At 68.2% G+C, this 21,519-nt stretch carries 20 protein-coding genes; 10 read left to right on the forward strand and 10 right to left on the reverse strand.

Going from position 1 to position 21,519, the window contains the following annotated elements; genetic code table 11:
• Positions 1 to 313: 313 nt before the first annotated feature.
• Positions 314 to 1,066: a triose-phosphate isomerase gene (gene tpiA, locus ACX9MO_RS19490; RefSeq protein WP_462213055.1), complete on the forward strand. Its 753-nt coding sequence runs from the start codon at positions 314 to 316 to the stop codon at positions 1,064 to 1,066.
• 170 nt (positions 1,067 to 1,236) lie between these two features.
• On the opposite strand, the gene ACX9MO_RS19495 is transcribed toward tpiA, so the two are convergent.
• Positions 1,237 to 3,051: an ABCB family ABC transporter ATP-binding protein/permease gene (locus tag ACX9MO_RS19495; RefSeq protein ID WP_462213056.1), complete on the reverse strand. Its 1,815-nt coding sequence runs from the start codon at positions 3,049 to 3,051 to the stop codon at positions 1,237 to 1,239.
• A gap of 377 nt (positions 3,052 to 3,428) precedes the next feature.
• The gene (locus ACX9MO_RS19500; RefSeq protein WP_462213057.1) at positions 3,429 to 4,904 is read right to left on the reverse strand and encodes a LysM peptidoglycan-binding domain-containing protein; all 1,476 of its coding nucleotides are present in this window, start codon (positions 4,902 to 4,904) and stop codon (positions 3,429 to 3,431) included.
• A gap of 107 nt (positions 4,905 to 5,011) precedes the next feature.
• Between ACX9MO_RS19500 and ACX9MO_RS19505 the strand changes: the two genes are divergently transcribed.
• Positions 5,012 to 5,563, forward strand: a complete 552-nt coding sequence (locus tag ACX9MO_RS19505; RefSeq protein ID WP_462213058.1) for an LOG family protein — start codon at positions 5,012 to 5,014, stop codon at positions 5,561 to 5,563.
• A 412-nt stretch (positions 5,564 to 5,975) separates the two neighbouring features.
• Here the strand turns inward: ACX9MO_RS19505 and ACX9MO_RS19510 are convergent, their stop codons facing one another.
• The 3 genes from ACX9MO_RS19510 to ACX9MO_RS19520 form a co-directional block, all read right to left on the reverse strand.
• Complete coding sequence (locus ACX9MO_RS19510; protein WP_222490221.1) at positions 5,976 to 6,443, reverse strand: baeRF12 domain-containing protein; 468 nt, start codon at positions 6,441 to 6,443, stop codon at positions 5,976 to 5,978.
• Positions 6,443 to 6,664, reverse strand: coding sequence for a hypothetical protein (locus ACX9MO_RS19515; protein WP_462213059.1), 222 nt, complete (start codon positions 6,662 to 6,664; stop codon positions 6,443 to 6,445). The genes ACX9MO_RS19510 and ACX9MO_RS19515 overlap by 1 nt, the downstream gene beginning before the upstream one ends.
• A 173-nt stretch (positions 6,665 to 6,837) precedes the next feature.
• Entirely contained in the window at positions 6,838 to 7,437 is a 600-nt protein-coding gene (locus ACX9MO_RS19520; RefSeq protein WP_222490223.1) for a superoxide dismutase, read from the reverse strand.
• Between the two features lie 429 nt (positions 7,438 to 7,866).
• On the opposite strand from ACX9MO_RS19520, the gene ACX9MO_RS19525 reads away from it, so the two are divergent.
• Entirely contained in the window at positions 7,867 to 9,717 is a 1,851-nt protein-coding gene (locus ACX9MO_RS19525; RefSeq protein WP_462213060.1) for an ABC-F family ATP-binding cassette domain-containing protein, read from the forward strand.
• Between the two features lie 323 nt (positions 9,718 to 10,040).
• Here the strand turns inward: ACX9MO_RS19525 and ACX9MO_RS19530 are convergent, their stop codons facing one another.
• The 3 genes from ACX9MO_RS19530 to ACX9MO_RS19540 all read right to left on the reverse strand — a co-directional run bounded on the left by ACX9MO_RS19530 (position 10,041) and on the right by ACX9MO_RS19540 (position 11,418).
• A complete protein-coding gene (locus ACX9MO_RS19530; protein WP_462213061.1) occupies positions 10,041 to 10,496 on the reverse strand; it encodes a hypothetical protein in 456 nt (151 codons plus the stop codon).
• Between the two features lie 103 nt (positions 10,497 to 10,599).
• A complete protein-coding gene (locus tag ACX9MO_RS19535) occupies positions 10,600 to 10,929 on the reverse strand; it encodes a DUF2218 domain-containing protein (RefSeq protein WP_462213062.1) in 330 nt (109 codons plus the stop codon).
• Between the two features lie 18 nt (positions 10,930 to 10,947).
• Entirely contained in the window at positions 10,948 to 11,418 is a 471-nt protein-coding gene (locus ACX9MO_RS19540) for a PadR family transcriptional regulator (RefSeq protein WP_222490227.1), read from the reverse strand.
• A gap of 449 nt (positions 11,419 to 11,867) precedes the next feature.
• Here ACX9MO_RS19540 and ACX9MO_RS19545 point away from each other — a divergent pair, with 449 nt between their 5' ends.
• From ACX9MO_RS19545 to ACX9MO_RS19560, 4 genes are all read left to right on the forward strand, one after another.
• Positions 11,868 to 12,848, forward strand: coding sequence for a Hint domain-containing protein (locus ACX9MO_RS19545; protein WP_462213063.1), 981 nt, complete (start codon positions 11,868 to 11,870; stop codon positions 12,846 to 12,848).
• 212 nt (positions 12,849 to 13,060) lie between these two features.
• Positions 13,061 to 13,672, forward strand: coding sequence for a MarC family protein (locus ACX9MO_RS19550; protein WP_222490229.1), 612 nt, complete (start codon positions 13,061 to 13,063; stop codon positions 13,670 to 13,672).
• Positions 13,673 to 13,813: 141 nt separating this feature from the next.
• On the forward strand, positions 13,814 to 14,398 hold the full coding sequence (locus tag ACX9MO_RS19555; protein WP_462213064.1) for a retropepsin-like aspartic protease family protein: 585 nt from the start codon (positions 13,814 to 13,816) through the stop codon (positions 14,396 to 14,398).
• A gap of 47 nt (positions 14,399 to 14,445) precedes the next feature.
• Complete coding sequence (locus ACX9MO_RS19560) at positions 14,446 to 14,883, forward strand: NUDIX hydrolase (protein ID WP_462213065.1); 438 nt, start codon at positions 14,446 to 14,448, stop codon at positions 14,881 to 14,883.
• Positions 14,884 to 14,919: 36 nt separating this feature from the next.
• Here the strand turns inward: ACX9MO_RS19560 and ACX9MO_RS19565 are convergent, their stop codons facing one another.
• Positions 14,920 to 15,387 carry a DNA polymerase III subunit chi gene (locus ACX9MO_RS19565; protein WP_462213066.1) on the reverse strand — a complete coding sequence of 156 codons (468 nt, stop codon included), beginning with the start codon at positions 15,385 to 15,387 and terminating at the stop codon, positions 14,920 to 14,922.
• Positions 15,380 to 16,849, reverse strand: a complete 1,470-nt coding sequence (locus tag ACX9MO_RS19570) for a leucyl aminopeptidase (RefSeq protein WP_462213067.1) — start codon at positions 16,847 to 16,849, stop codon at positions 15,380 to 15,382. The genes ACX9MO_RS19565 and ACX9MO_RS19570 overlap by 8 nt, the downstream gene beginning before the upstream one ends.
• Positions 16,850 to 17,028: 179 nt before the next feature.
• Here ACX9MO_RS19570 and lptF point away from each other — a divergent pair, with 179 nt between their 5' ends.
• Genes lptF through ACX9MO_RS19585 form a run of 3 tightly spaced genes read left to right on the forward strand, consistent with a single transcriptional unit; the run spans position 17,029 to position 21,508 of the window.
• Positions 17,029 to 18,153: an LPS export ABC transporter permease LptF gene (lptF, locus tag ACX9MO_RS19575; protein WP_462213068.1), complete on the forward strand. Its 1,125-nt coding sequence runs from the start codon at positions 17,029 to 17,031 to the stop codon at positions 18,151 to 18,153.
• Positions 18,150 to 19,253 (forward strand): LPS export ABC transporter permease LptG, encoded by a 1,104-nt coding sequence (gene lptG, locus ACX9MO_RS19580; RefSeq protein WP_462213069.1) that lies wholly within the window; start codon positions 18,150 to 18,152, stop codon positions 19,251 to 19,253. Before lptF ends, lptG begins: the two co-directional genes overlap by 4 nt.
• Entirely contained in the window at positions 19,253 to 21,508 is a 2,256-nt protein-coding gene (locus ACX9MO_RS19585) for an LPS-assembly protein LptD (RefSeq protein WP_462213070.1), read from the forward strand. The genes lptG and ACX9MO_RS19585 overlap by 1 nt, the downstream gene beginning before the upstream one ends.
• Positions 21,509 to 21,519 lie beyond the last annotated feature (11 nt).

Below are 21,519 nucleotides of genomic sequence, written 5' to 3' on the forward strand. Positions count from 1 at the left end.
GTCCGGAGCAGCCCCGAGAGGGGCCTCAAGGCAGGCTTCAATACGGACCCCGGGACAGGCCCAGATAGGGATCGCCCCATCCCGGCCCCCCGGACCGACACGCAGGGGCCGATCGCCCCCTGGCACCGGCACGCGCCCCGTTTCCCTCACCGCAGGCCGCAATCCGCCCGCAAGACACGCGCAGGCCCCGCCTGCTGCCCGCCGCGCCGTCACTTGGGGCGCTACCAGCCTTGACCGCGCCGCCGTAAGCCTCGAAAGATGCCCCCGAACGGCAGCCCCCAGAGGGGACGGCCAAAGGCAGGAAGGGATTGAAATGCGCAGGAAACTCGCCGCGGGCAACTGGAAGATGAACGGCACCAAGGCCGCGCTCTCGGAGCTGGAGGCCCTGCGCGACGCCCATCCCGATCCCGCCGTCGATATCCTGATCTGTCCCCCCGCCACGCTGCTGAGCCCGGCGCAGTCTCTGGTGGGCAACAGCCCCATCGCGCTCGGCGGGCAGGATTGCCACGCCAAGACCGACGGCGCCCATACCGGCGACATCTCGGCGCCGATGCTGGTGGACGCGGGTGCCACAGCGGTGATCCTCGGCCATTCCGAACGGCGCGAGGACCACGAAGAGGAAAGCCACGACATCCGCATCAAGGCCCGCACCGCGCAGGCCGCGGGGCTGATGACGGTGATCTGCCTCGGCGAATCCCTCGACCAGCGGGAGGCGCAGGACACGCTCGACATCATCGGCGCGCAGCTCTCGCTCTCGGTGCCCGACAGCTCGACGGGCCTGAACCTCGTGGTGGCCTACGAGCCGATCTGGGCGATCGGCACCGGCCTGACCCCCACTCCCGACCAGATCGGCGAAGTGCATGATTTCATCCGCGCCCGGCTGGAACGCCGCTTCGGCCCTGGCGTGGGACGCTCCGTCCGGCTGCTCTACGGCGGCTCGGTGAAGGCGGCCAATGCGGAGGAGATCTTTGCCATCTCGAACGTCGACGGCGCCCTCGTCGGGGGCGCTAGCCTGACCGAGGCGCAGTTCTCGCCGATCATCAAGGCGCTCGAAGCCGCCGTCTGAGAGGGCGTCCGAGGCCGCGCGTGAGGCGGCGTCGCGCAGGAGATTTCTGGCCTCCGGCGGGGATATTTGGGAAACGGAAATGAGAAGGCCCCGGTGATCCGTCTCACCGGGGCCTTCTCTATTTCCACGGGCGGGGCTTCATCTTTCCCAAAGTACTCATGTCCAGACCGTCAGGCCGCGTCTTCGGCCCGCTGGCTGTTCCACATGGCGGCGTATTTGCCGCCGCGGGCCAGAAGGTCCGCATGGGTGCCGCGTTCCACCACCAGGCCAGCCTCCAGCACGACGATCATGTCGGCGTCCGCCACGGTGGAGAGGCGGTGCGCGATCACGAGAACGGTGCGGCCGCGCCCCGCGTGGGCGAGTGCCTCGCCGATGCCGGCCTCGGTCTGGGTGTCGAGCGCCGAGGTCGCCTCGTCCAGCAGCAGGATCGGCGGGTCCTTCAGCAGGGTCCGGGCGATGCCCACGCGCTGCTTCTCGCCGCCCGAGAGCTTGAGCCCGCGTTCGCCGACCATCGTGTCGTAGCCGTCCGGCAGCGTCAGGATGAAGTCGTGGATCTGGGCGGCACGGGCCGCGGCCTCGACCTCCTCGGCCGTGGCATTCTCACGGCCGTAGGCGATGTTGTAGCGGATCGTGTCGTTGAAGAGCACCGTGTCCTGCGGCACGATCCCGATGGCGGCGTGGAGACTGTCCTGCGTCACGTCGCGCACGTCCTGGCCGTCGATCTTCAGCGCCCCGCCGGTCACCTCGTAGAAGCGGAAGAGCAGCCGCCCGATGGTCGACTTGCCCGCACCCGAGGGGCCGACGATGGCGACCTTCCGGCCCGCGGGGACGGTGACGGAGATGCCCTTGAGGATCGGGCGCGTCGGGTCGTAGGCGAATTCGACGTTGTCGAGTTCCACCGTGCCGCCGGTGACCTTCAGCGGCTTGGCGTCGGGCTTGTCCTCGATCTCGGCAGGCTGTTCAAGCAGGTGGAACATCTGCCCCATGTCCACGAGCGCCTGCCGGATCTCGCGGTAGACCGAGCCGAGGAAGTTCAGCGGCGTGGTGATCTGGAGCATGTAGGCGTTCACCATGACGAAATCGCCCACGGTGAGCTGCCCGTTCTCGACCCCGATGGCGGCCATGATCATGACGATGACGAGGCCCGTGGTGATCAGCAGGCTCTGGCCGAAGTTCAGGAAGGAGAGCGAATAGGAGGTCATCAGCGCGGCGCGCTCGTAGCCAGCCATGGCGCTGTCGTACCGCCCGATCTCGCGCTGTTCGGCGTTGAAGTATTTCACGGTCTCGTAGTTGAGCATGCTGTCGATCGCCTTCTGGTTGGCGTCGTTGTCCTGCTCGTTCATCTCGCGGCGCAGCTTCACCCGCCACTCGGTCACCTTGAAGGTGAAGGCGACGTAGAGCGTGACGGTGACCACCACCACGAAGAGATACCAGATGTCGAAGGCGATCCAGAGGATCACCGCCACCATGGCCAGCTCGACGATCAGCGGGCCGATGTTGAAGAGCAGGAAGCGCAGCAGGAAGTCCACGCCCTTCACGCCACGCTCCATGATCCGCGACATCGCCCCGGTGCGGCGCTGGATGTGGAAGCGCAGCGAGAGCCGGTGGATATGGGTGAAGGTTTCCATCGCCAGCTGGCGCAGCGCCCGCTGGCCGACCTTGGCGAAGACCGCGTCGCGCAGCTGCTGGAAGCCCACGTTCAGAAGCCGGGTGAGCCCGTAGAAGATCGTCAGCGCCACCGCGCCCACGCCGAGCAGCCAGGTGGCGCTGTCGCCCTCGCCCGCGAGCGCATCCACGGCCGCCTTGAAGAAGAAGGGCGTGGTGACGGCGATGACCTTGGCCAGGAACAGGATCGTCAGCGCGATGACCACGCGCCGCTTCACCCAGGGCTTGTCGGCGGGCCAGAGGTAGGGAAAGGCCTTGCGGAGGATCTCGCGCCCGTTTTCGGGCATCTCCTCGACGTTTCCGGAGGGGGTCTTGCGCATGGGTCGCCTTTCGCTGCCGTGGCCCGCGGGGCACCCGGGGGCGCGGTCGTCGTAAGGGATGGCGGAGGATATTTCAACAGCTGTCGAAATAAGGCGGCAGGGTTGGCAGATGAGACTGGCAGGCGGGGTGCGCGGCGGTGTGGTGGGGGTGGGCGGAGATGGCGGGCCGTCTGGCCAGGGGGGGCCGTCCGGCCGCGGTGCGTGGGGATGGGGCGCGGGGGGCTGTCTGCCCTCCGGGCTGCGCCCTCCCCCCGAGGATACTTGGGAAACGAAAATGGACGGGGCGGCCCGGAAGGCGGAGCTCAGACGGGCAAGGTCATCGGGCTGGTAACAGGGAAGGTCACGGGGAAGGCCGCAGGGAAGGCCAGGGCGCAGGCTTACTGGGCGGCGGGCATGGTGAAGACCTGCCCGGGGTAGATCAGGTCTGGGTTGCGGATGCGGTCGCGGTTGGCCTCGAAGACCCGGACGTAGAGGATCCCCTCGCCGTATTTCGCCCGCGCGAGCGCCCAGAGGGTCGAGCCCGGCTGGACCGTCACCTGGGTCACGCCCGAGGGCGGCAGGTCGGCGGCGGCGACGCGCTGGAACGGGGTTTCGATCCGGCTCTGGACGTTGCCCTCGGCATCGACCTGATCGACGCGCAACTCGTAGAGGCCCTGGTTGATTTCCGGCAGGGCAATGGCCCAGCTCCCGTCCTCGGCCACGCGGGAGGTCGAGACCGGGCGGTTGTCGATATAGACCCGCACGAAGCCGCCATCGGGGCTGCGTCCGGCGAGTTGCACGTCGCCCGCCGCGTCGTAGCTGATCGTGTCGAGGGCGACGCTGTCCATCACCTCGGGCGGGGCCTCGGCGCTCTGCAGCACGCGGACGCCCTGTGCGCCGGCCAGAAGGACGGTCGGCGCGGCAGGCTCGGGACGGGGGTCCGGCGCGGACGGGGCGTCGCCTGCGAGGGTGGGCGCGGTTTCGGTGCTGGCGCCCGCGGCGGGCGCCGCGGGGGCGCCGCTGGTCTGGGGGGCCGTGGGATCGGTCTGGGCAGCGGGGGCATTTTCAGGCCCGGTCATGGCGAGGGCCGCGGGGTTGGCGGCGGTGTTGCCATCGGGGCCCGGGGACGTGAGCATGGGCGCCTGGCCGGCGGTGCCGGCGGGACCTGCCGCCGGGGCGGCGGCGCTGATCTGAGGCTGCGCGGGCGCACGGCCGGGAGCGAGGATCACCTGGTCGGTCGAGGTGACCTCGGTCCCGGCGCCGGGTGCGAACATCACCAGCGTCAGCACCCGGGGGGTATCGCTGGGGGCGAGGTCGAGGAAGGTGACGAACTTGCCATCCGCGCCAGCGGTGCCGCGGCCGATCTCGGCCCCGTCGAGCTGCACCGCGACCGGCCAGTCGGGCGCCGCGCTGCCGGCGATCAGGGTCGAGCCGTCCGCCTCCACCCGCACCACGTCAAAGCGCGGCGGGGCTGGCAGATCCCCCGCCAGTTCCCCCGTGGCAGTCGGGTTGGCCGGCTGGCCGGCTGCGGGCGCCACATCTCCCGTCGCCGCGGCGATACCGGAGCCCGCCTCGGGGGGGGTGCCGGCCACCGGGGCGGCGGGCGCATCGCTCTGGGGGGCGGAGGGGGCGATGTCGGGCGACGTCGCAACCGGGGCCCGGGACGCGGTGGATGCGCTGTCCGTCGGAGATGTCACGGGGGTATCGTTGGCCGCAGGCGCGGCCGCATCGGCGGTGGCGGGCGCCTTCGCCGCAGGGGTCTGCGTCGGGGACGAGGACAGCAGGCCGTAGCCCACGATCACGACCCCGGCCACCGCCACGGTGGCAACGCCTGCAAAGACGGGCCAGCCGCCCGTGTTCATCGAATTCCCCATGTCTTCCCCTTCGTGCCTCACGGACACGTCATCCCCGGTTGAGCACATATACCAACAGGATTATCACGGGTCAAAAGCCCTTGATCCCGCTTTCGAAAGGAATTGCCATGGCCCGCGCCTCCGTCTGCGTCTTTTGCGGCTCGCGTCCCGGGGTGCACCCGGAGTATGCCGCGGCGGCCGAGACCCTCGGCACCGCCCTTGCCGGGGCCGACTGGCGCCTGGTCTACGGCGCGGGCGACGTCGGGCTGATGGGCATCGTGGCCCGGGCCGCACAGGGCGCGGGCGGCGAGACCTTCGGCGTGATCCCGACCCACCTGATGACGCTGGAAGTCGGCAAGACCGATCTGACGCGGTTCATCGTGACCGAGAACATGCACGAGCGGAAGAAGGTCATGTACATGAACTCCGACGCCATCGTGGTCCTGCCGGGCGGTGCCGGGTCGCTGGACGAGTTCTTCGAGGTGCTGACATGGCGCCAGCTGGGGCTGCACGACAAGCCGATCTGGCTACTGAACACCCGCGGCTACTGGGACCCGCTGAGCGGACTTCTGGATCACGTGATCCGCGAGGGCTTTGCCGGAGAGAGCCTTGCCACGCTGGTCGAGGTGGCGCCGGATGTGCCGCAGCTGATGCACGCGCTGCAGGCGAAGCTGGGCTGAGGCGGGGCCAAAGCATGTGTCCCGGGGGATGGGTCCGGATCGACGGGCTTCGTCAGCGGGACCGGTCGAGGCTTTGGTGTGCGCCTTGCCTCGTTCGCCCGCCCTATCCCGTCCGCAGCTCTGGGGAGGCCTCATGAGCGCCACGGTGGGCGCCGCAAAACGCGGCGGCACCAGTCGTGGCTTCGAGGTGATGGACGACGCGCGCAAGGAGAGGTGCCAGATGCGAAAAGCCGGGCAAGAGGTTCCTGCCCGACTTTGGTCTAGCCGATAGGCCCGGTCCGAAAACCCGTCCGAAAGGTGCTGTGCCCCCTTCCCGCACGCGGCACCCGATGAGCCGATAGGCCGCCCGCGCGTGAGGCGGGCGGCGCCACGGGTACGGTCGAGGCTGGCACGGTCTAGTCTGGTGCGACCGTCAGGCCGCCTCGTTCAGCTCACGCTTCAGCAGCTTCTCGATCTGGTCGAGCGGGTGGTTCGTGAGCGTCTTGGGGATCTCGCCCACCACGCGCGCCGTGACTTCCTTGTGCAGTTTCTGACGCAGGTCGCCCAAGGTCGCGGGCGGCGCGATCAGCAGGATGCGGTCGAAGCGCCCGGCATGGGCGTATTTGTAGAGCCGCTCTGCAATCTCGTCGGCGAAGCGTTCCTTGGCGATCTGGTGCCAGTCGGTCTCCTCCATGGCGGATCGCTGGCCGACCCCGGTATCCGCCTTGCGGCCCGGGCTGTCGGTGCCCTGCTCGCGGTCCGGCGGATTGTCCTGCTTCTTCTCGCGGACGATCTCGAACATCGGATCCTGCGCGTCGGTCACGTTGCGCATGAACAGCGCCTTCTCACCATCGGCCACGAGGACCCATGCGCCTTCGGGAAGTTTGATCGGATCGCTCATCACACGCCCTCCTTGTCGCCGCTGCCGCTCTGGTCCTGTGCCTTGGGGGCGGTCTGGCCCCTCTCGGTGACGCGCTTCAGCTCGTCGCGGGTGCCGACCTTGCGCTGTATCTCGCCGCCTTCGCGGCCCTCCGCCGAGGGGGTGTCGATCTCTTCCGGGGGGACACCCAGAACCTCTTCGGTCTCGCGGCGGTGATCGTGGGATCTGGCTCGCTCTGCCATCTTGGTTCCTCCTTCTCGATGCCCCCGGTCCGCGGGGGCTTCAGGGAGAAAACGCGCCCGTAAAGCCACGGTTCCAAAAGAAAAATCCCCCGCGCGGCATTCCGCACGGGGGACTTTGGCATAGACGTCTCGATGCTGCGGCGCGGCAGGCGCGCCGGCAGCACTCCACGCCCTCACATGCGCGAGGCGACGTTTTCCCAGTTCACCAGCTTGTCGAGGAAGTTCGACAGGTAGGCGGGACGCTTGTTGCGGAAGTCGATGTAGTAGGAGTGCTCCCACACGTCGCAGCCCAGCAGGGCAGTCTGGCCGAAGCAGAGCGGGTTCACGCCGTTCTCGGTCTTGGTGACCTTCAGCGACCCGTCGGTGTCCTTCACCAGCCAGCACCAGCCGGAGCCGAACTGGCCCGCGCCTGCGGCGGAGAAATCTTCCTTGAACTTGTCGACCGAACCGAAGGACTCGGTGATCGCCTTTTCAAGCTCGGAGGGCATCGCGCTTGCGCCCGGGCCCATCATTTCCCAGAACTGGTTGTGGTTCCAGAACTGCGAGGCGTTGTTGAAGATACCGTTCTGGGCGACGGCCTTGGGGTCGTAGGTGCCCTTGATGATCTCTTCGACGGACTTGCCTTCCCACTCGGTACCGGCGATCGCCTTGTTGCCGTTGTCGACATAGGCCTTGTGGTGGATATCGTGGTGATATTCCAGCGTTTCCTTGGACATGCCGAGGTCGGCGAGTGCGTCGTGGGCATAAGGAAGATCGGGAAGTTCAAAAGCCATGAGAGGGCCCCCTTTACTTGGAATGGGTTGACTGCCCCTAGATGTTACCCTCACCGGGCAGAGGTCAAGGGCATCCGTGCACGAAACCTCCCGGGGCCGGTGCACAGGGGTGTGCAGAGGGGTGTGCAGGCGGGACAGGAACCCGGGCGCCCCATGCGCCGCCCTGCCCGTTCTCTGCGAAGAAAACGGACCGGAAAATGCGCATTTTCCGGACAGCCCCTCGCGCACCGCGCCTCTTCGGGACCGGGTGCAGGGCCTCGCATCCGGCCGCGGCCGCTGCCCGCCCTCACTGCCGGGCAGCCCCCCGCCCCACGCGCTGCAAAAATCTTCGAAGATTTTTGGCAAGAATTTTCGAAAATTCTTCTGCGCCGTGCCGTGCCCGCGCGCGCCCCATTGACCGTCCCCCGGCGTTCAGGCATTGCGCGCATCATGCTGCGCATTGATGACATCACCTATTCCGTCGAAGGCCGCCCCCTGTTCGAAGGGGCCTCGGCCACCATTCCCGCGGGCCACAAGGTCGGCCTCATCGGCCGCAACGGGGCGGGCAAGACGACGCTCTTCCGCCTGATCCGGGGCGAGCTGGCGCTGGAGGGCGGCACCATCTCGCTGCCGCAGCGTGCCCGCATCGGCGGCGTCGCGCAGGAGGTGCCGGGCAACGAGGTCTCGTTGCTGGACACGGTGCTGGCCGCCGATACCGAACGCGCCGCCCTGATGGCCGAGGCAGAGACCGCGACCGACCCCGCCCGCATCGCCGATATCCAGACCCGGCTGGCCGATATCGACGCCTGGAGCGCCGAGGGCCGCGCCTCCGCCATTCTGCGCGGCCTCGGCTTCACCGCCGAAGAGCAGCTGATGCCCTGCTCCGCCTTCTCGGGCGGCTGGCGGATGCGCGTGGCACTTGCCGCCGTGCTCTTTGCCGAGCCGGACGTGCTGCTGCTCGACGAACCGACCAACTACCTCGACCTCGAGGGGGCGCTCTGGCTGGAAAGCTACCTCGCGAAATACCCGCATACGGTGCTGATCATCTCGCACGACCGCGGGCTGCTGAACCGCGCCGTGGGCGCGATCCTGCATCTCGAGAACCGCTCGCTCACCTATTACACCGGCCCCTATGACCAGTTCGCCCGCCAGCGGGCCGAACAGCGCGCCGTGCAGGCCGCGCAAGCCAAGAAGCAAGAGGCGCGCCGCGCCCACCTGCAAAGCTTCGTGGACCGGTTCAAGGCCAAGGCCTCGAAGGCGAAACAGGCGCAGTCCCGGGTCAAGATGCTGGAGAAGATGGACCGGATCACCGCGCCAGAGGATGCGGCGCGCACGGTCTTCACCTTCCCCGAACCGGAAGAGCTCTCGCCGCCCATCCTTGCCGTCGAAGGCGGCAAGACCGGCTATGGCGAGACCGTCATCCTGCGCAACCTGAACCTGCGCATCGACCAGGACGACCGGATTGCCCTGCTGGGCCGCAACGGCGAGGGCAAGTCGACGCTCTCCAAGATGCTGTCCGACCGGCTGGCGATGATGGAAGGCAAGATGACGCGCTCGTCCAAGCTGCGCGTCGGCTTCTTCGCGCAGCACCAGGTCGACGAGCTGCACATCGACGAAACCCCGCTGCAGCACATCCAGCGCGAGCGGCCCGGCGAACAGCAGGCCAAGCTGCGCGCGCGCCTTGCAGGCTTCGGCCTTGGCGCGGACCAGGCCGAGACAGAGGTCGGCCGCCTCTCGGGCGGGCAGAAGGCGCGGCTCTCGCTGTTGCTGGCGACGCTGGACGCGCCGCATATGCTGATCCTCGACGAACCGACCAACCACCTCGACATCGAAAGCCGCGAGGCCCTTGTCGAGGCGCTGACCGCCTATACCGGCGCGGTGATCCTCGTCAGCCACGACATGCACCTGCTCTCGCTGGTGGCGGACCGGCTGTGGCTGGTGAAGGACGGACAGGTCACGCCCTACGAGGATGACCTCGAAGCCTATCGCCGCATGCTGCTGACCCCGGACAAGCCCGCGAAACCGGCCAAGGAGGAGGCGCCGAAACCGAAACGCCCCTCCCGCGACCAGATGCTGGCGCTGAAGGCCGAGGTCCGCAAGGGCGAGGAGCGCGTCAACAAGCTGAACGAGATGCGCGACAAGCTGGCCAAGAAGCTGGCCGATCCCGCGCTCTACGAGAGCGAGAAGGTCGGCGAGCTGGAAGTCTGGAACAAGAAGTATGCCGAGGTCATGGACGCGCTGGAGCGCGCCGAAGGCCTCTGGATGAGCGCGCTCGAGAAACTGGACTCGGCGGAGGCCTGAGGCCCCCGCCGTTCCTCGCCGCTGCGGCGGCTGTGGCGACATGATGCGGCGGCACGCGCCCTCTCAGGCCAAGTCGGCCGCCTGATGCACCCCATTCCTGATGCCGTATCCGGGCGCACTCAGGAAAGCAGGGGCGGCGCCGCAGCCCGCCAGCTGCCGCGCCCCTCCTTCGTGACCTGGGCCTGGGGACACGGGGCTCGGAACACGGCCCTCGGCAAACCAGACTCGCGACACTGGTTCCGCGACACCAGGATCATGGCACCGGCGTCGTGACACTGGCCTCGTGGCACTGGCCGCAAGCGGCCAGCGCCCGCCCCCTGACCTCAATCGTCGTACTTGAACTCGCGCAGCCGTCCGCCGCGGCCGTATTCGGCCTCGAATCGGCGCGACTTGCCGTCGATGCCCTCGATCTCGATCTCGCCGTCGTCGTCGAACTCGATCTTGTAGAACCGCGCCTCCGGGCCCCAGGGGGCGCCGGTCAGCATGTCGGGGTGCAGCAGGCTCTCGACACTGCCGAGCGTGAAACCCGCGCGCTCCTCGGTTTCGATCTCCTCGATGGAGCCGTCACGGCGCACGTCGACCTCGACCTCGATCCCGTCGGGCAGACGGCCGTGGAGGTCGGGCATATGCGGGCCCTTGGGGAAGATGCGGATCTCGGTCAGGCCGAGCTTGGCCGCGGCGGCCTCGACCAGCGGTTCGTGGTCGGTGGCAAATGCCGGACCGGCCAGCACCGTGATGCCGAGAGCGAGGGAATGAAGGGGAGAGAACGGGGATTTCAAAGCGGCCTCCTTGCAGGGCTTTGGGAGAGCTGCGTCTGGCGGCGGCTTGAGCAGCAGCGGCGGGCCCAAGAGAAGGCCCGCAGGGAGAGAGCCGGTCGGGCGCTCAGGCGTCCGACCAGGTGATTGCAATCTCCTCGCGGAAGGCGAAGCGCACAAGGTGCCGCGCGATCACGTCTTCGAGTGCGGGCAAATCCGCCGGGTCCCGGGCCACGACCTCCAGAACCAATACAGCAGGTTCGGCGCGCAACTCGCTGATCCCCATGGAAAACTCGATCCTGCCCTCGGTGGGGTCGAACGTGACGGGGATCTTGTGCTGGAAGTGCTTGCACAGCTGCTGAAGGTAGCGGCTGGCCTGGGGCGTCGGGATCTCGGCGCGCCGGCGCAGGGTCGGGGTGGACGTGGTCAGGGCGGTCTGAATGGGGGTTTCGGTCATGGTCTGTCCTTTGACGTGTCAGGTATCTTGGGGATCGGTCTTGGAGGACGCGGCGATCTGTGCCGCGGCGCTTTCGATCACGGCGGCGATCTCGGCGGCATCCGCCTCGGTCCAGCTGCGGCCGCGGAACTGCTGGCGCAGGGCCGCCTTGAGGCTGTCCATGGCCGACATGACCACGGGCGGCACCCCGGCCCGGCCCGATCCGGCCATGCCGCCGATCCGGCTGCGCAGCCCCTCCAGCGCCGGCTGCTGCTCCTCCAGGTGCGCGCGGCCGGCCTCCGTGAGCTCGTAGGTCTTGCGGGTGCCTTCGGTCATCGCCACGGCAAAGCCCATGTCCTCGGCCCAGGCCAGGGTCGGATAGATCACCCCGGGGCTCGGCGTGTAACTGCCGCCGAAGAGTTCCTCCACGGCGCGGATCAGCTCGTAGCCATGGCGCGGCCCCTCGGTCAGCAACGAGAGCAGCAGCAAACGGATCTCGCCATAGTCCATCGGACGTTTGCCGCGCCGTCCGCCACCACCGTGCCGCCCTGACTGCCCACCGCCGTGAGGACCGCCATGACCTCCGCCATGCCGGCCATGCCGCCCCTCGCCCGGCCCGCGGCCGCCGCCCTCTGCCCCCCGGGCCAGCGGTGCCATACCGCCCAAGACCCTCTGCCGATGTCGCATCTGCCTCTCCATGTCCACAGGTTTCGATATATCTAAAATCGAGTCTCGATATATCGAAAAATCACGACGACACAAGTCGCGTGACGCGATTTCACGTCATGGTGAGCGTGCAACAGCGCGCCGCAAGCGGCCCGCCCCCCGCTTGACACCCCGGCGGCATTCAATAATTGTTTGTAAATCCCAAGCAGTTAACGATGCTTGCGGGGCGCCACCAGACAAGGCCGTCACAAGGTCGGGGCGAAAACGGGTAGAACAGCAGGCAACCATCCACGATGCCAACCTTCGATCTTGCGTTCTTTGATATTGACTGGATCTCGACCGATGATCCGGACGGCTTCAATGACAACGGCGGCTACCAGTTCGACTGGGGCACCAGCACCGTCACCATCACGCCCGGCGCCGAAAGCCGGCTGCTGCAGGTGAACGACGTCGACGCCTCCTTCGACGACGACCAGGGCACCGACCAGACCCTCGCCGGCGCACAGGAGATCAACGGGATCATGTGGTCCGATGGCACGATCATCGAGGCCGAGTACGAGATCATCGTCGAGGACAGTGTCGGCAACCAGTACACGCTGCAATTCGTCTCGCTGAACGATGACGCCTTCACCGCCCATGGCTTCGTGATCCAGGGCGAGGCGCCCCCGTACGGAGAGCCGCTGACCGTGGTCAGCAACCTCGACGGGTCCCATGGCCAGTACTATTACGCGGATGCCACCAGCCCCGCCTGTTTCGCGACCGGCACACGGATCGAGACGACCCGGGGCGAGATGCCGGTCGAGGCGCTGCGCCCGGGGATGTATCTGAAGCTGGCCGATGGCGGCACCACGCGGGTCGAGCTGGTGCTCACCGCGCAGAGCCGGTTGAGCGGGCACAACGGCGACGCCCCGATCCGCATCCATGCGGGCGCCATGGGCGATGACCTGCCCCGGCGCGATCTCGTCCTGTCGCCGCAGCACCGCGTCCGCCTGCCCGGCGGCGCCCTTGCCCCGGCGCGGGCCTTCAGCGTGCTGCCCCGGATCGGGCCGATGCGCGGATGGCTCTCCGTGCGCTACGTGCATGTCGTCACCCGCGATCACGCGGTGATCCTCGCCGAGGGCCTCCCCTGCGAGACGTTCTGGCCCGGCGACACCGTGATGGCCGACCTGCCGCGCGAGATGATGCAGCGCATCCTGCGGATCATGGGTCCCGCGCCGCGCCCCGCAGGCCCGCTCCTGCCGGTCTCGCAGGCCCGCCGCCGCCTCGCCGGCTGACGCGTCCCGAGACCCGGGCGCTGACGGTCTCTGTGGTCGGCGCTCCCTGAGCGCGCGCTCCCTGGCGCAGCCCCGGCCACCGCCCTGACGCGCCGACAGGCTTCACGAATCCGTCACCGCATGGTCCTATGACGCGGCTCCGCCCGGTGGCGGGGTCCGACCGGCCCGTTTTATCCGGGCCCTCGTTCCGCTCAAGACCCGCCGGGAGCCCCATGGACAGCGCCTTCCTCATCACGGCTTTCGTCACGCTCTTCGTGATCATCGACCCGATCGGGCTGACGCCGCTCTTTGCCGCGCTGACCCAGGGCCAGCACCCGCATGAGCGCCGCGCCATCGCGCTGCGCGCCTGCGGAATCGCCCTGCTGGTGCTGGTGGTCTTCGCCTTCCTCGGCGAGCAGGTCCTGGGGTTCGTGGGCATTTCCATGCCCGCCTTCCGGATCTCGGGCGGGCTGCTGCTGTTCCTCACCGCCTTCGACATGCTCTTCGAACGGCGCGCCAAGCGACGCGAGGATCAGGCCGACGAACGCCCCGACCCTTCGGTCTTCCCCCTCGCCACGCCGCTGATCGCGGGGCCCGGCGCCATCGCCACGGTGATCCTGCTGGCCGGTCAGAAACCCGGCGTGCTGGGGACGGTGATGGTTCTGGGGGTGACGCTGGCGGTGCTGATGGTGGTCTTCCTGCTCTTCATGACCACGGGCCTGCTGGAACGGGTCCTCGGCCGGACGGGCATCAACGTGGTGACACGGCTGCTGGGGATGCTGCTGGCCGCGCTCTCGGTGCAATTCGTCCTCGACGGGTTGAGAGCTTACGGGCTGTCGCTCTAGACCCCGGTGATCCCCGTGACCGGGCCCTGAAACGGGGCCCTCGTGGCGGATGCCACAGGGCAGATGCCCGGTCACTGGCCCCCTTGACTGGCGCCAGGCGGCTGCAGCGCCTATATTCGGGAAACCCCGCCGGAGACCCCCATGCCCCAGACGCTCGAGCCGCGCTTCTACTACCTTGTCGTCCTGCTGATCGCCCTGCTGGGCTGGATGCTGCTGCACCGGCGCGGCCAGTTCCACGCGATGCTCAGGCAGATGGCAGCCTGGGTGCTGATCTTCGTGGCGGTCGTGGCGGGCATCGGGCTTTGGCAGGACATCCAGTCGAGCTGGACCCCGCAGCAATCCGTGCTCCAACGCGGGGCCGTGATCCAGGTGCCGCGCGCGCGTGACGGGCATTACTACATGACCCTGTCGATCAACGATACACCGGTGAATTTCCTCGTGGATACAGGCGCTTCCGAGATGGTCCTCACCCAGAAGGACGCGACCCGGATCGGCATCAGACCCTCGGACCTGATCTATTCCTCCACCGCCGTCACCGCCAACGGGCAGATCCGGATCGCGCCGGTGCGGCTCGACGAAGTGGCGCTTGGTCCCAGCATCGTGGACCGCGGCTTCGAGGCCTGGGTGAACGACTCCGAGACCCGGCACTCGCTGCTCGGCATGTCCTACCTTCAGCGCTTCTCGACCATCGAGATCCGGGACGGCGCGCTGACCCTGACCCGCTGAGGCCGCACCCTTCGCCTCCGTATCCTCCGCCGCCGGAAAGGCCCGCCATGCATGACCATCCCCGCCTCGCCGCGCTCGCCGTCGTGATCCGGGGCGATGACGTGCTGCTGGTGCGCCGTCGAAACCCGCCCGATGCGGGGCTCTGGGGCTATCCTGGGGGCCATGTGGACCTTGGCGAGACCGTGCAGGCGGCCGCCGCGCGGGAACTGCTGGAGGAGACCGGCGTCACTGCCACGCCCCGGCAGATGATCGACGCGCTCGACATCATCGAACGCGACGAGAGCGGCGCAGTGCGGTTCCACTTTCTGCTGGTGGCGGTGCTCTGCGACTGGGTCGCGGGCGTGCCGCAGGCGGCAGACGACGTGCATGACGCCGCATGGGTACCGCTGCACGAGGTGGTCGCGGGCCTGCGCCCCAGCAGCAAGGACGTGGATCGGATTGCCCTCGCCGCACGCGACATTCTTGATTTGAAATCAAACACCTGAAGGCCGCAACGAAGGCAAAACCTGAGCCTCGGACAGTCAGCCCGCGGCCTCTTTGCGCGCCTTCTGCTCCCACTTGCCGCTCTCTTCCGACCAGTATTGCGCGCCGCAGCCCGCGCCGGTCAGCGCCTTCCATTGGCCGCGTGCGTGGTCCACGGCCATCTCGTCCATGCCGTCGAAGAGGATGCAGACCCGCTCCATCGCGCGCACCTCCTCCGCAGCGACCTCGGCGCCGTCCACGGCCATCAGGCACGCGGGATCATTGGCGGGCGCGCCGGTGGTCAGCAGCACAGGTTGCAGCGCGTCGTGGGGCCCGCCCGCGATGCCGTGCGGCAGGAAGTCCTCGTCCCGCCCCATCCAGAGCCGCTGATCCAGCCAGTCGAGCCGCCGCCCGTCTTGCGCGCGCACGGCGATCCGCCACTCCCGCGACAGCGCCATGGTCAGCAGGCGCGGCAGCGCCTCCTCGAGGGGCTGCCGCGTCAGGTGGTAGAAATAGGCCTCACCCATCTTTGGCTTCGAACCCGTCCGCCACCAGCCGGTCGAGCGCCAGAACGCCCCAGCCGGTCGCGCCCTTGGGCGCCAGCGTCGAGGGCGTCTTGAGCGAGGCAACCCCGGCGATGTCGAGGTGAATCCACGGCGTCTCGTCCTTGACGAAGCGCTTGAGGTACTGCGCCGCGGTGATCGAGCCCGCGGGCCGGCCGCCGACGTTCTTCATGTCCGCCACGCGGCTCTTCAGCTGGTCGTCGTAGGCCTGCCCCAGCGGCATCCGCCACGCGGCCTCGCCCTCGGCCTTGGCCGCGTCGAGGAACTGGCCGCAGAAGCCGTCATCGTTGGAGAAGACGCCCGCGTTCTCATGCCCCAGCCCGATGATGATCGCGCCGGTGAGCGTGGCGAGGTCGACCATGCCGACCGGCTTGAACCGCTCCTGCGCGTACCACATGACATCGCAGAGCACGAGGCGCCCCTCGGCATCGGTGTTGATCACCTCGACCGTGTCGCCCTTCATGCTGGTGACCACGTCGCCGGGACGGGTGGCATTGCCCGAGGGCATGTTCTCGACCAGCCCGACGAGGCCCACGACATTGGCCTTGGCCTTGCGCAGGGCCAGCGTCTTCATGACGCCCGCCACGGTGCCCGCGCCGCCCATGTCCATGGTCATGTCTTCCATGCCGCCCGCGGGCTTGAGCGAGATGCCCCCGGTGTCGAAGACCACGCCCTTGCCGATCAGCGCCAGCGGGGCCGCGTCGCCCGCGCCCTTCCACTGCATGACGACCACCTTGGACGGGCTGTCGGAGCCCTGCCCGACCGCCAGCAGCGCGCCCATGCCAAGCGCGGCCAACTGGTCCTCCTCCAGCACCTCGACCTCCAGCCCGGTGGCGCGCAGCGCCTCCAGACGGGCGGCGAATTCGGTGGTGGTGAGGACGTTGGCCGGTTCGTTCACGAGATCGCGGGTGAAGAAGACGCCCGCGGCCCGCGCGGTCAGCGCGGCGGTGTCCACCTCCGCCGGCGTCTTGCACATGATGCGCACGGGGCCGAGGGGATCGCATTTCCTGGTCTTCTGCGCGTCGTAGCCATAGGCCTTGAGCAGGATGCCGAGCGCCACGTCCGAGACCCGTTTCACAGGTCCCGCCAGCACCAGCAGCCCCGCCCCTCCCAGCTTGGCACCGAGGGCGGCACCGGCCTTGCGCGCGGCCTCCTGCGGGGCCGTCCTGGGCAGGTAGACCACGTCGATCGCCTCCGCCTCCAGCCCGGTGGGCCAGGCCAGCGTGGTGACATCGCCGGGCTTGGCCGCGGCAAAGGCATCGCTGTCGAGCAGACGGGCGATGGCGCCCTTGGTCAGGCGGTTCAGACGGCGGGCGGCGGAATCCATCTTGCCCTGTTCCGGCACCAGCAGCGCCACGCGGCCCTTCGCCGTGGCGATGCTGTCGAGATCGGTGGCGAGGAAACTCAGATCTGCGGGGGTGGTCACGTCGCGTTCTCCAATGTGCTGTCTCCCAGTCCGGACTGTCGCCGGGCAAGCTAGCGCCGCGCCGCCGGTTTGGCCAGTTACCAGTTTCCCCTCCCCGGCAGATCCGATAACCTCCCACGGCAAGGCGCAAAAGGCGTGAAGACCCGGGGGTACGGAACTTGGCTCGATTCGACAGATACATGCTGTCGCAACTGCTCGTCCTCTTCGGCTTTTTCGCGCTCATCCTGATTTCGATCTACTGGATCAACTCGGCGGTGCGGCTGTTCGACAGGCTGATCGCGGACGGGCAGACGGCGCTTGTGTTCCTCGAGCTTTCGGCCCTGACCCTGCCCAAGGTGGTGATCCGCGTGCTGCCCTTCGCCAGCTTCGCGGCGGCGATCTATGTCACCAACCGCCTGAGCAACGACAGCGAGCTGGTTGTGGTGCAGGCCACCGGCTTCTCGCCGTGGCGGCTGGCGCGGCCGGTGGCGACTTTCGGGGTGCTGGTCTTCCTGATGGGGTCGGTCCTGACGCAGTTCCTCGTCCCGGTGAGCGAACGGCAGATGGCCGAGCGCGAGGACGCGATCGCGCGCAACGTCTCGGCACAGCTGCTGACCGAGGGCACCTTCCTGCATCCCACCGACGGGATCACCTTCTTCATCCGCGAGATCAGCCCCGACGGTACGCTGCGCGATGTCTTCCTCTCCGACCGGCGCGATCCTGCCGCACCGCAAACCTTCACCGCGGCACAGGCCTACCTGCTGAACACCGCGGAGAGCGGCCAGGACCCGAGGCCGCAGCTGGTGATGGTCAACGGGCTGAGCCAGATGGTGCAGCAGCCCGGCTCGCGGCTCTTCACCACGCATTTCGCCGATTTCACCTATGACATCAGCGGCCTGCTGCAGCGGGGCGATGACGGGCTGACGAACTTCCGCTACATGTCCACGTGGCAACTCCTCTCCGACCCGGCCGAGGCCGCGCGTCTCTCCGGCACCTCCATGGGTCGCGTGCTGGAGGAGGCGCACGGGCGCTTTGCCGATGCGCTGCTCTGCCTCACCACCGCGCTGATCGGCTTTGCCGCGCTGATGCAGGGCACCTTCAGCCGCTTCGGCATGTGGCGCCAGATCGGGCTGGCGATGGTGCTGCTGGTGGTGGTCAAGGGCCTTGAGGGCATGGTGACCGGCCCGCTGCGCGACAACCCGATGCTCTGGGGGCTGATGTATGTGCCCACGCTTGCCGGGCTGCTGCTGAGTGCCGTGCTGCTGTGGTTCGCCACCCGCACCCGGCATCCCCGGCGCCGCAAGCAGCCGGAGGCCGTGGCATGACCCTTGATCTCTACTTCGCGCGGCGCTTCCTGCGATCCTTCCTTGCCGTCGGCGGGGCCTTCTTCCTGCTGCTCGCGCTGATCGACCTCGTGGAACTGCTGCGCAAGCTGACCGACACCAGCACCTCGCTGGCGCAGGTGGCCGGGCTGATCGTGCTGAACGCGCCCAAGGGGCTGAACCAGATCCTGCCGCTGATCATGATCCTCGCCACCGTGGCGCTCTTCATCGGCATGGCGCGGTCGTCGGAGCTGGTGGTGGCGCGGGCCGCGGGGCGCTCGGCGCTGCGCAGCCTGATGCCCACGATGGTCGTGGCCGCCGTCATCGGCGTGCTGGCGACGATCCTGCTGAACCCGATCGTGGCCGCGACCTCGAAACGCTACAACGCGCTCTACGAATACTACCGCACCGGATCGGTCGAGAGTTTCTCCTTCTCCTCCGAGGGGCTGTGGCTGCGCCAGAGCGGGCATGACGGCGAGGGACAGACGGTGATCCGCGCCGCCCGCGCCAACCCCGAGGGCACCCAGCTCTACGATGTGACGATGCTGACCTACGCGCCCGGCGCGGGCCCGGTCCGCCGGATCGAGGCCGATACCGCCGAACTGGGCAGCGGCGGCTGGCTGCTGCGTGGCGCGAAGGTCTGGCAGCTGGAGGGTGTCGTGAACCCCGAGGCCAACGCCGAGGTCCTGCCACAGCTCAACATCGCCACCAGCCTGACCGAGGATTCGATCCGCGACAGCTTTGCGCAACCCGACGTGATCTCGGTCTGGGAACTGCCCGCCTATATCCGCGACCTCGAGGCTGCGGGGTTCTCGGGGCGGCGGCACGAGGTCTGGCTGCAGCGCGAACTGGCGCGGCCCCTGTTCCTCGTGGCGGTCGTGCTGGCCTCGGCCGCCTTCACCATGCGCCATGCCCGCGGCGGGCGGACCGGGGTCTCGGTCCTGTCGGCGGTGATGCTGGGCTTCACGCTCTACTACATTCGCAACTTCGCGCAGATCCTTGGCGAGAGTGGGCAAATCCCCGTCATGCTGGCCGCCTGGGCCCCGCCGGTGGCGTCATTCCTGCTGGCACTCGGACTGCTGCTGTATAAAGAGGACGGGTGATGACGCTGCCTGCCCCGACTCGACCCGCCCTTCCGCTGCCCCGGCTTTTCCCGCGGGCCCACCGCCCTGCCAAGCGGTGGCTTGCGCTGCTGCTGGCCGCGCTGCTGCCGCCCCTGACGGCGTTTCCGCCGCTGCCCGTGCTGGCGCAGGCCACCCCGGTTGCAGGTGTGGAGGAGAGCGCTGCCCTCCTGATGGCCGACCGGGTCTACCTGCGCGACCGCGACACGCTGGTGGCGGAAGGCAACGTCGAGGCCGTCTATGGCGAGATGCAGCTGAGCGCCGCCAAGGTCACCTATGAACGCGCCACCGGCAAACTCTCCATCGAGGGGCCGCTCTACCTGACCCGCGGCGCGGATCAGAAGGCGGTGGTGCTGGCGGATGCGGCCGAACTGGACCGGGATTTCCGCAACGGGATTCTGAGCGGCGCCCACGTGGTGCTGAACCAGCAGGTGCAACTGGCCGCGCAGCAGATGAACCGCGTGAACGGACGCTACAACCAGCTTTACAAGGCCACCGTCACCTCCTGCCATGTCTGCGAGAACGGCAAGCCGCCGCTGTGGCAGATCCGCGCCCGCCGCGTGGTCCATGACGAGGCCGACCAGGCGCTCTACTTCGACCACGCGCAGTTCCAAGTCATGGGCGTGCCGATCCTCTACCTGCCGCGCCTGCGCCTGCCCGACCCGACCCAGACCCGCGCCTCGGGCTTCCTGATCCCCTCGCTCCGGCGCAACTCGGAGCTCGGGACCGGGGTCAAGATCCCCTACTTCCTGACGCTCGGCGAATACCGGGACATGACGATCACGCCCTACCTGGCGCAGAACTCCGACACGCTGGAGCTCACCTACCGGCAGAATTTCACCAACGGGGCGATCAGCTTCGAGGGCGCGGTGACGAAGGACGAGCTCGAACCGGGCGAGACCCGCGCCTACCTCTTCGGGACCGGGCGCTTCGACCTGCCGCGCGACTACAAGCTGAGCTTCGCGATCCAGACGGTGACCGATGACGCCTACCTGACGGATTACGACTATTCCGACGCCGACCGCCTCGCCAGCAACCTGACCCTGGCCCGGACCGAGCGGGATGAGAACATCCGCGCCGCGCTGACCTACTACCACACGCTGCGCGAGAACGAGGTCAACAGCCAGATCCCCTCGATCATCGGGGACGTCACCTACGAGCGGCGCTATTTCCCGCGCACCCCGGGGGGCGAGCTGCGCATGACGCTGGGGGCGCATACCCATTACCGCTACTCCGACGTCAACACCGACGGCTCGGACTACGACAGCTATGCCGACGGCCGGGATGTCACCCGCTACGAGCTGGAAGCGAACTGGCGCCGGGCGTGGATCCTGCCCGTGGGCGTCCATGCGGAACTTCAGACCGGCGCCGCCGTCGATCACTTCGAGACCCGGCAGGACGTGAGCCTGCCCTCCTCCGACACCGGCGTCACGCCCTACGTGGCCGGCACCCTGCGGATGCCGCTGGTGCGCCGTGGCGCGGGCGGCGTCATCGACGTGATCGAACCGGTGCTGCAATTCGCCTGGAGCGGCGGCGAGCAGCTGGACGTGTCCAACGATGAATCCGCGATCGTGGAATTCGACGAGGGCAACCTGCTGTCGCTGTCACGCTTCGCCGCCCCCGACCGGCGCGAGCATGGCCGCCGCCTGACCCTCGGCACGACCTGGACGCGGTACGATCCCAGCGGCTGGAACTCGACCCTCGCACTCGGCAAGATCCTGCGCGAAACCTCGGAGCAGGATTACTCCGACAGTTCGGGGCTGACCGGCACCGGATCGGACCTGCTGCTGGCCTACCAGGTCGCCATCGACAACGGGCTGACGGTGACCGCCCGGGGCCTCTTCTACAACGCCTTCGACGTCCACAAGGCCGAGGCCCGCGCGGCATGGCGCTCGCAGACGGTGGGGCTTGCGGCCAGCTATGTCTGGATCGAGGACGACCCGGACGAGAGCCGGTTCAACGACATCTCGGAGTGGACCATCGACGCCAGCTACCGCTTTGCGCCCAACTGGACCGGCGAGGCGCTGTGGCGCTACGACATCGTCCAGGACCAGACCGCGCGCGCCGGCTTCGGCGTGAGTTACCAGAATGAATGCGTCGACATGCGGTTTTCGGTCTCGCGCCGCTTCACCTCTTCCTCTACTGTCACGCCATCGACGGACTTCGCCTTTACCATCGGTCTGCGCGGCTTCCAGGCCGAGGCGGATGGGGTGAGCTACGACCGGACGTGCAAGTAAAAGAAACGACA

This window comes from Pseudooceanicola profundus, from assembly GCF_054919315.1.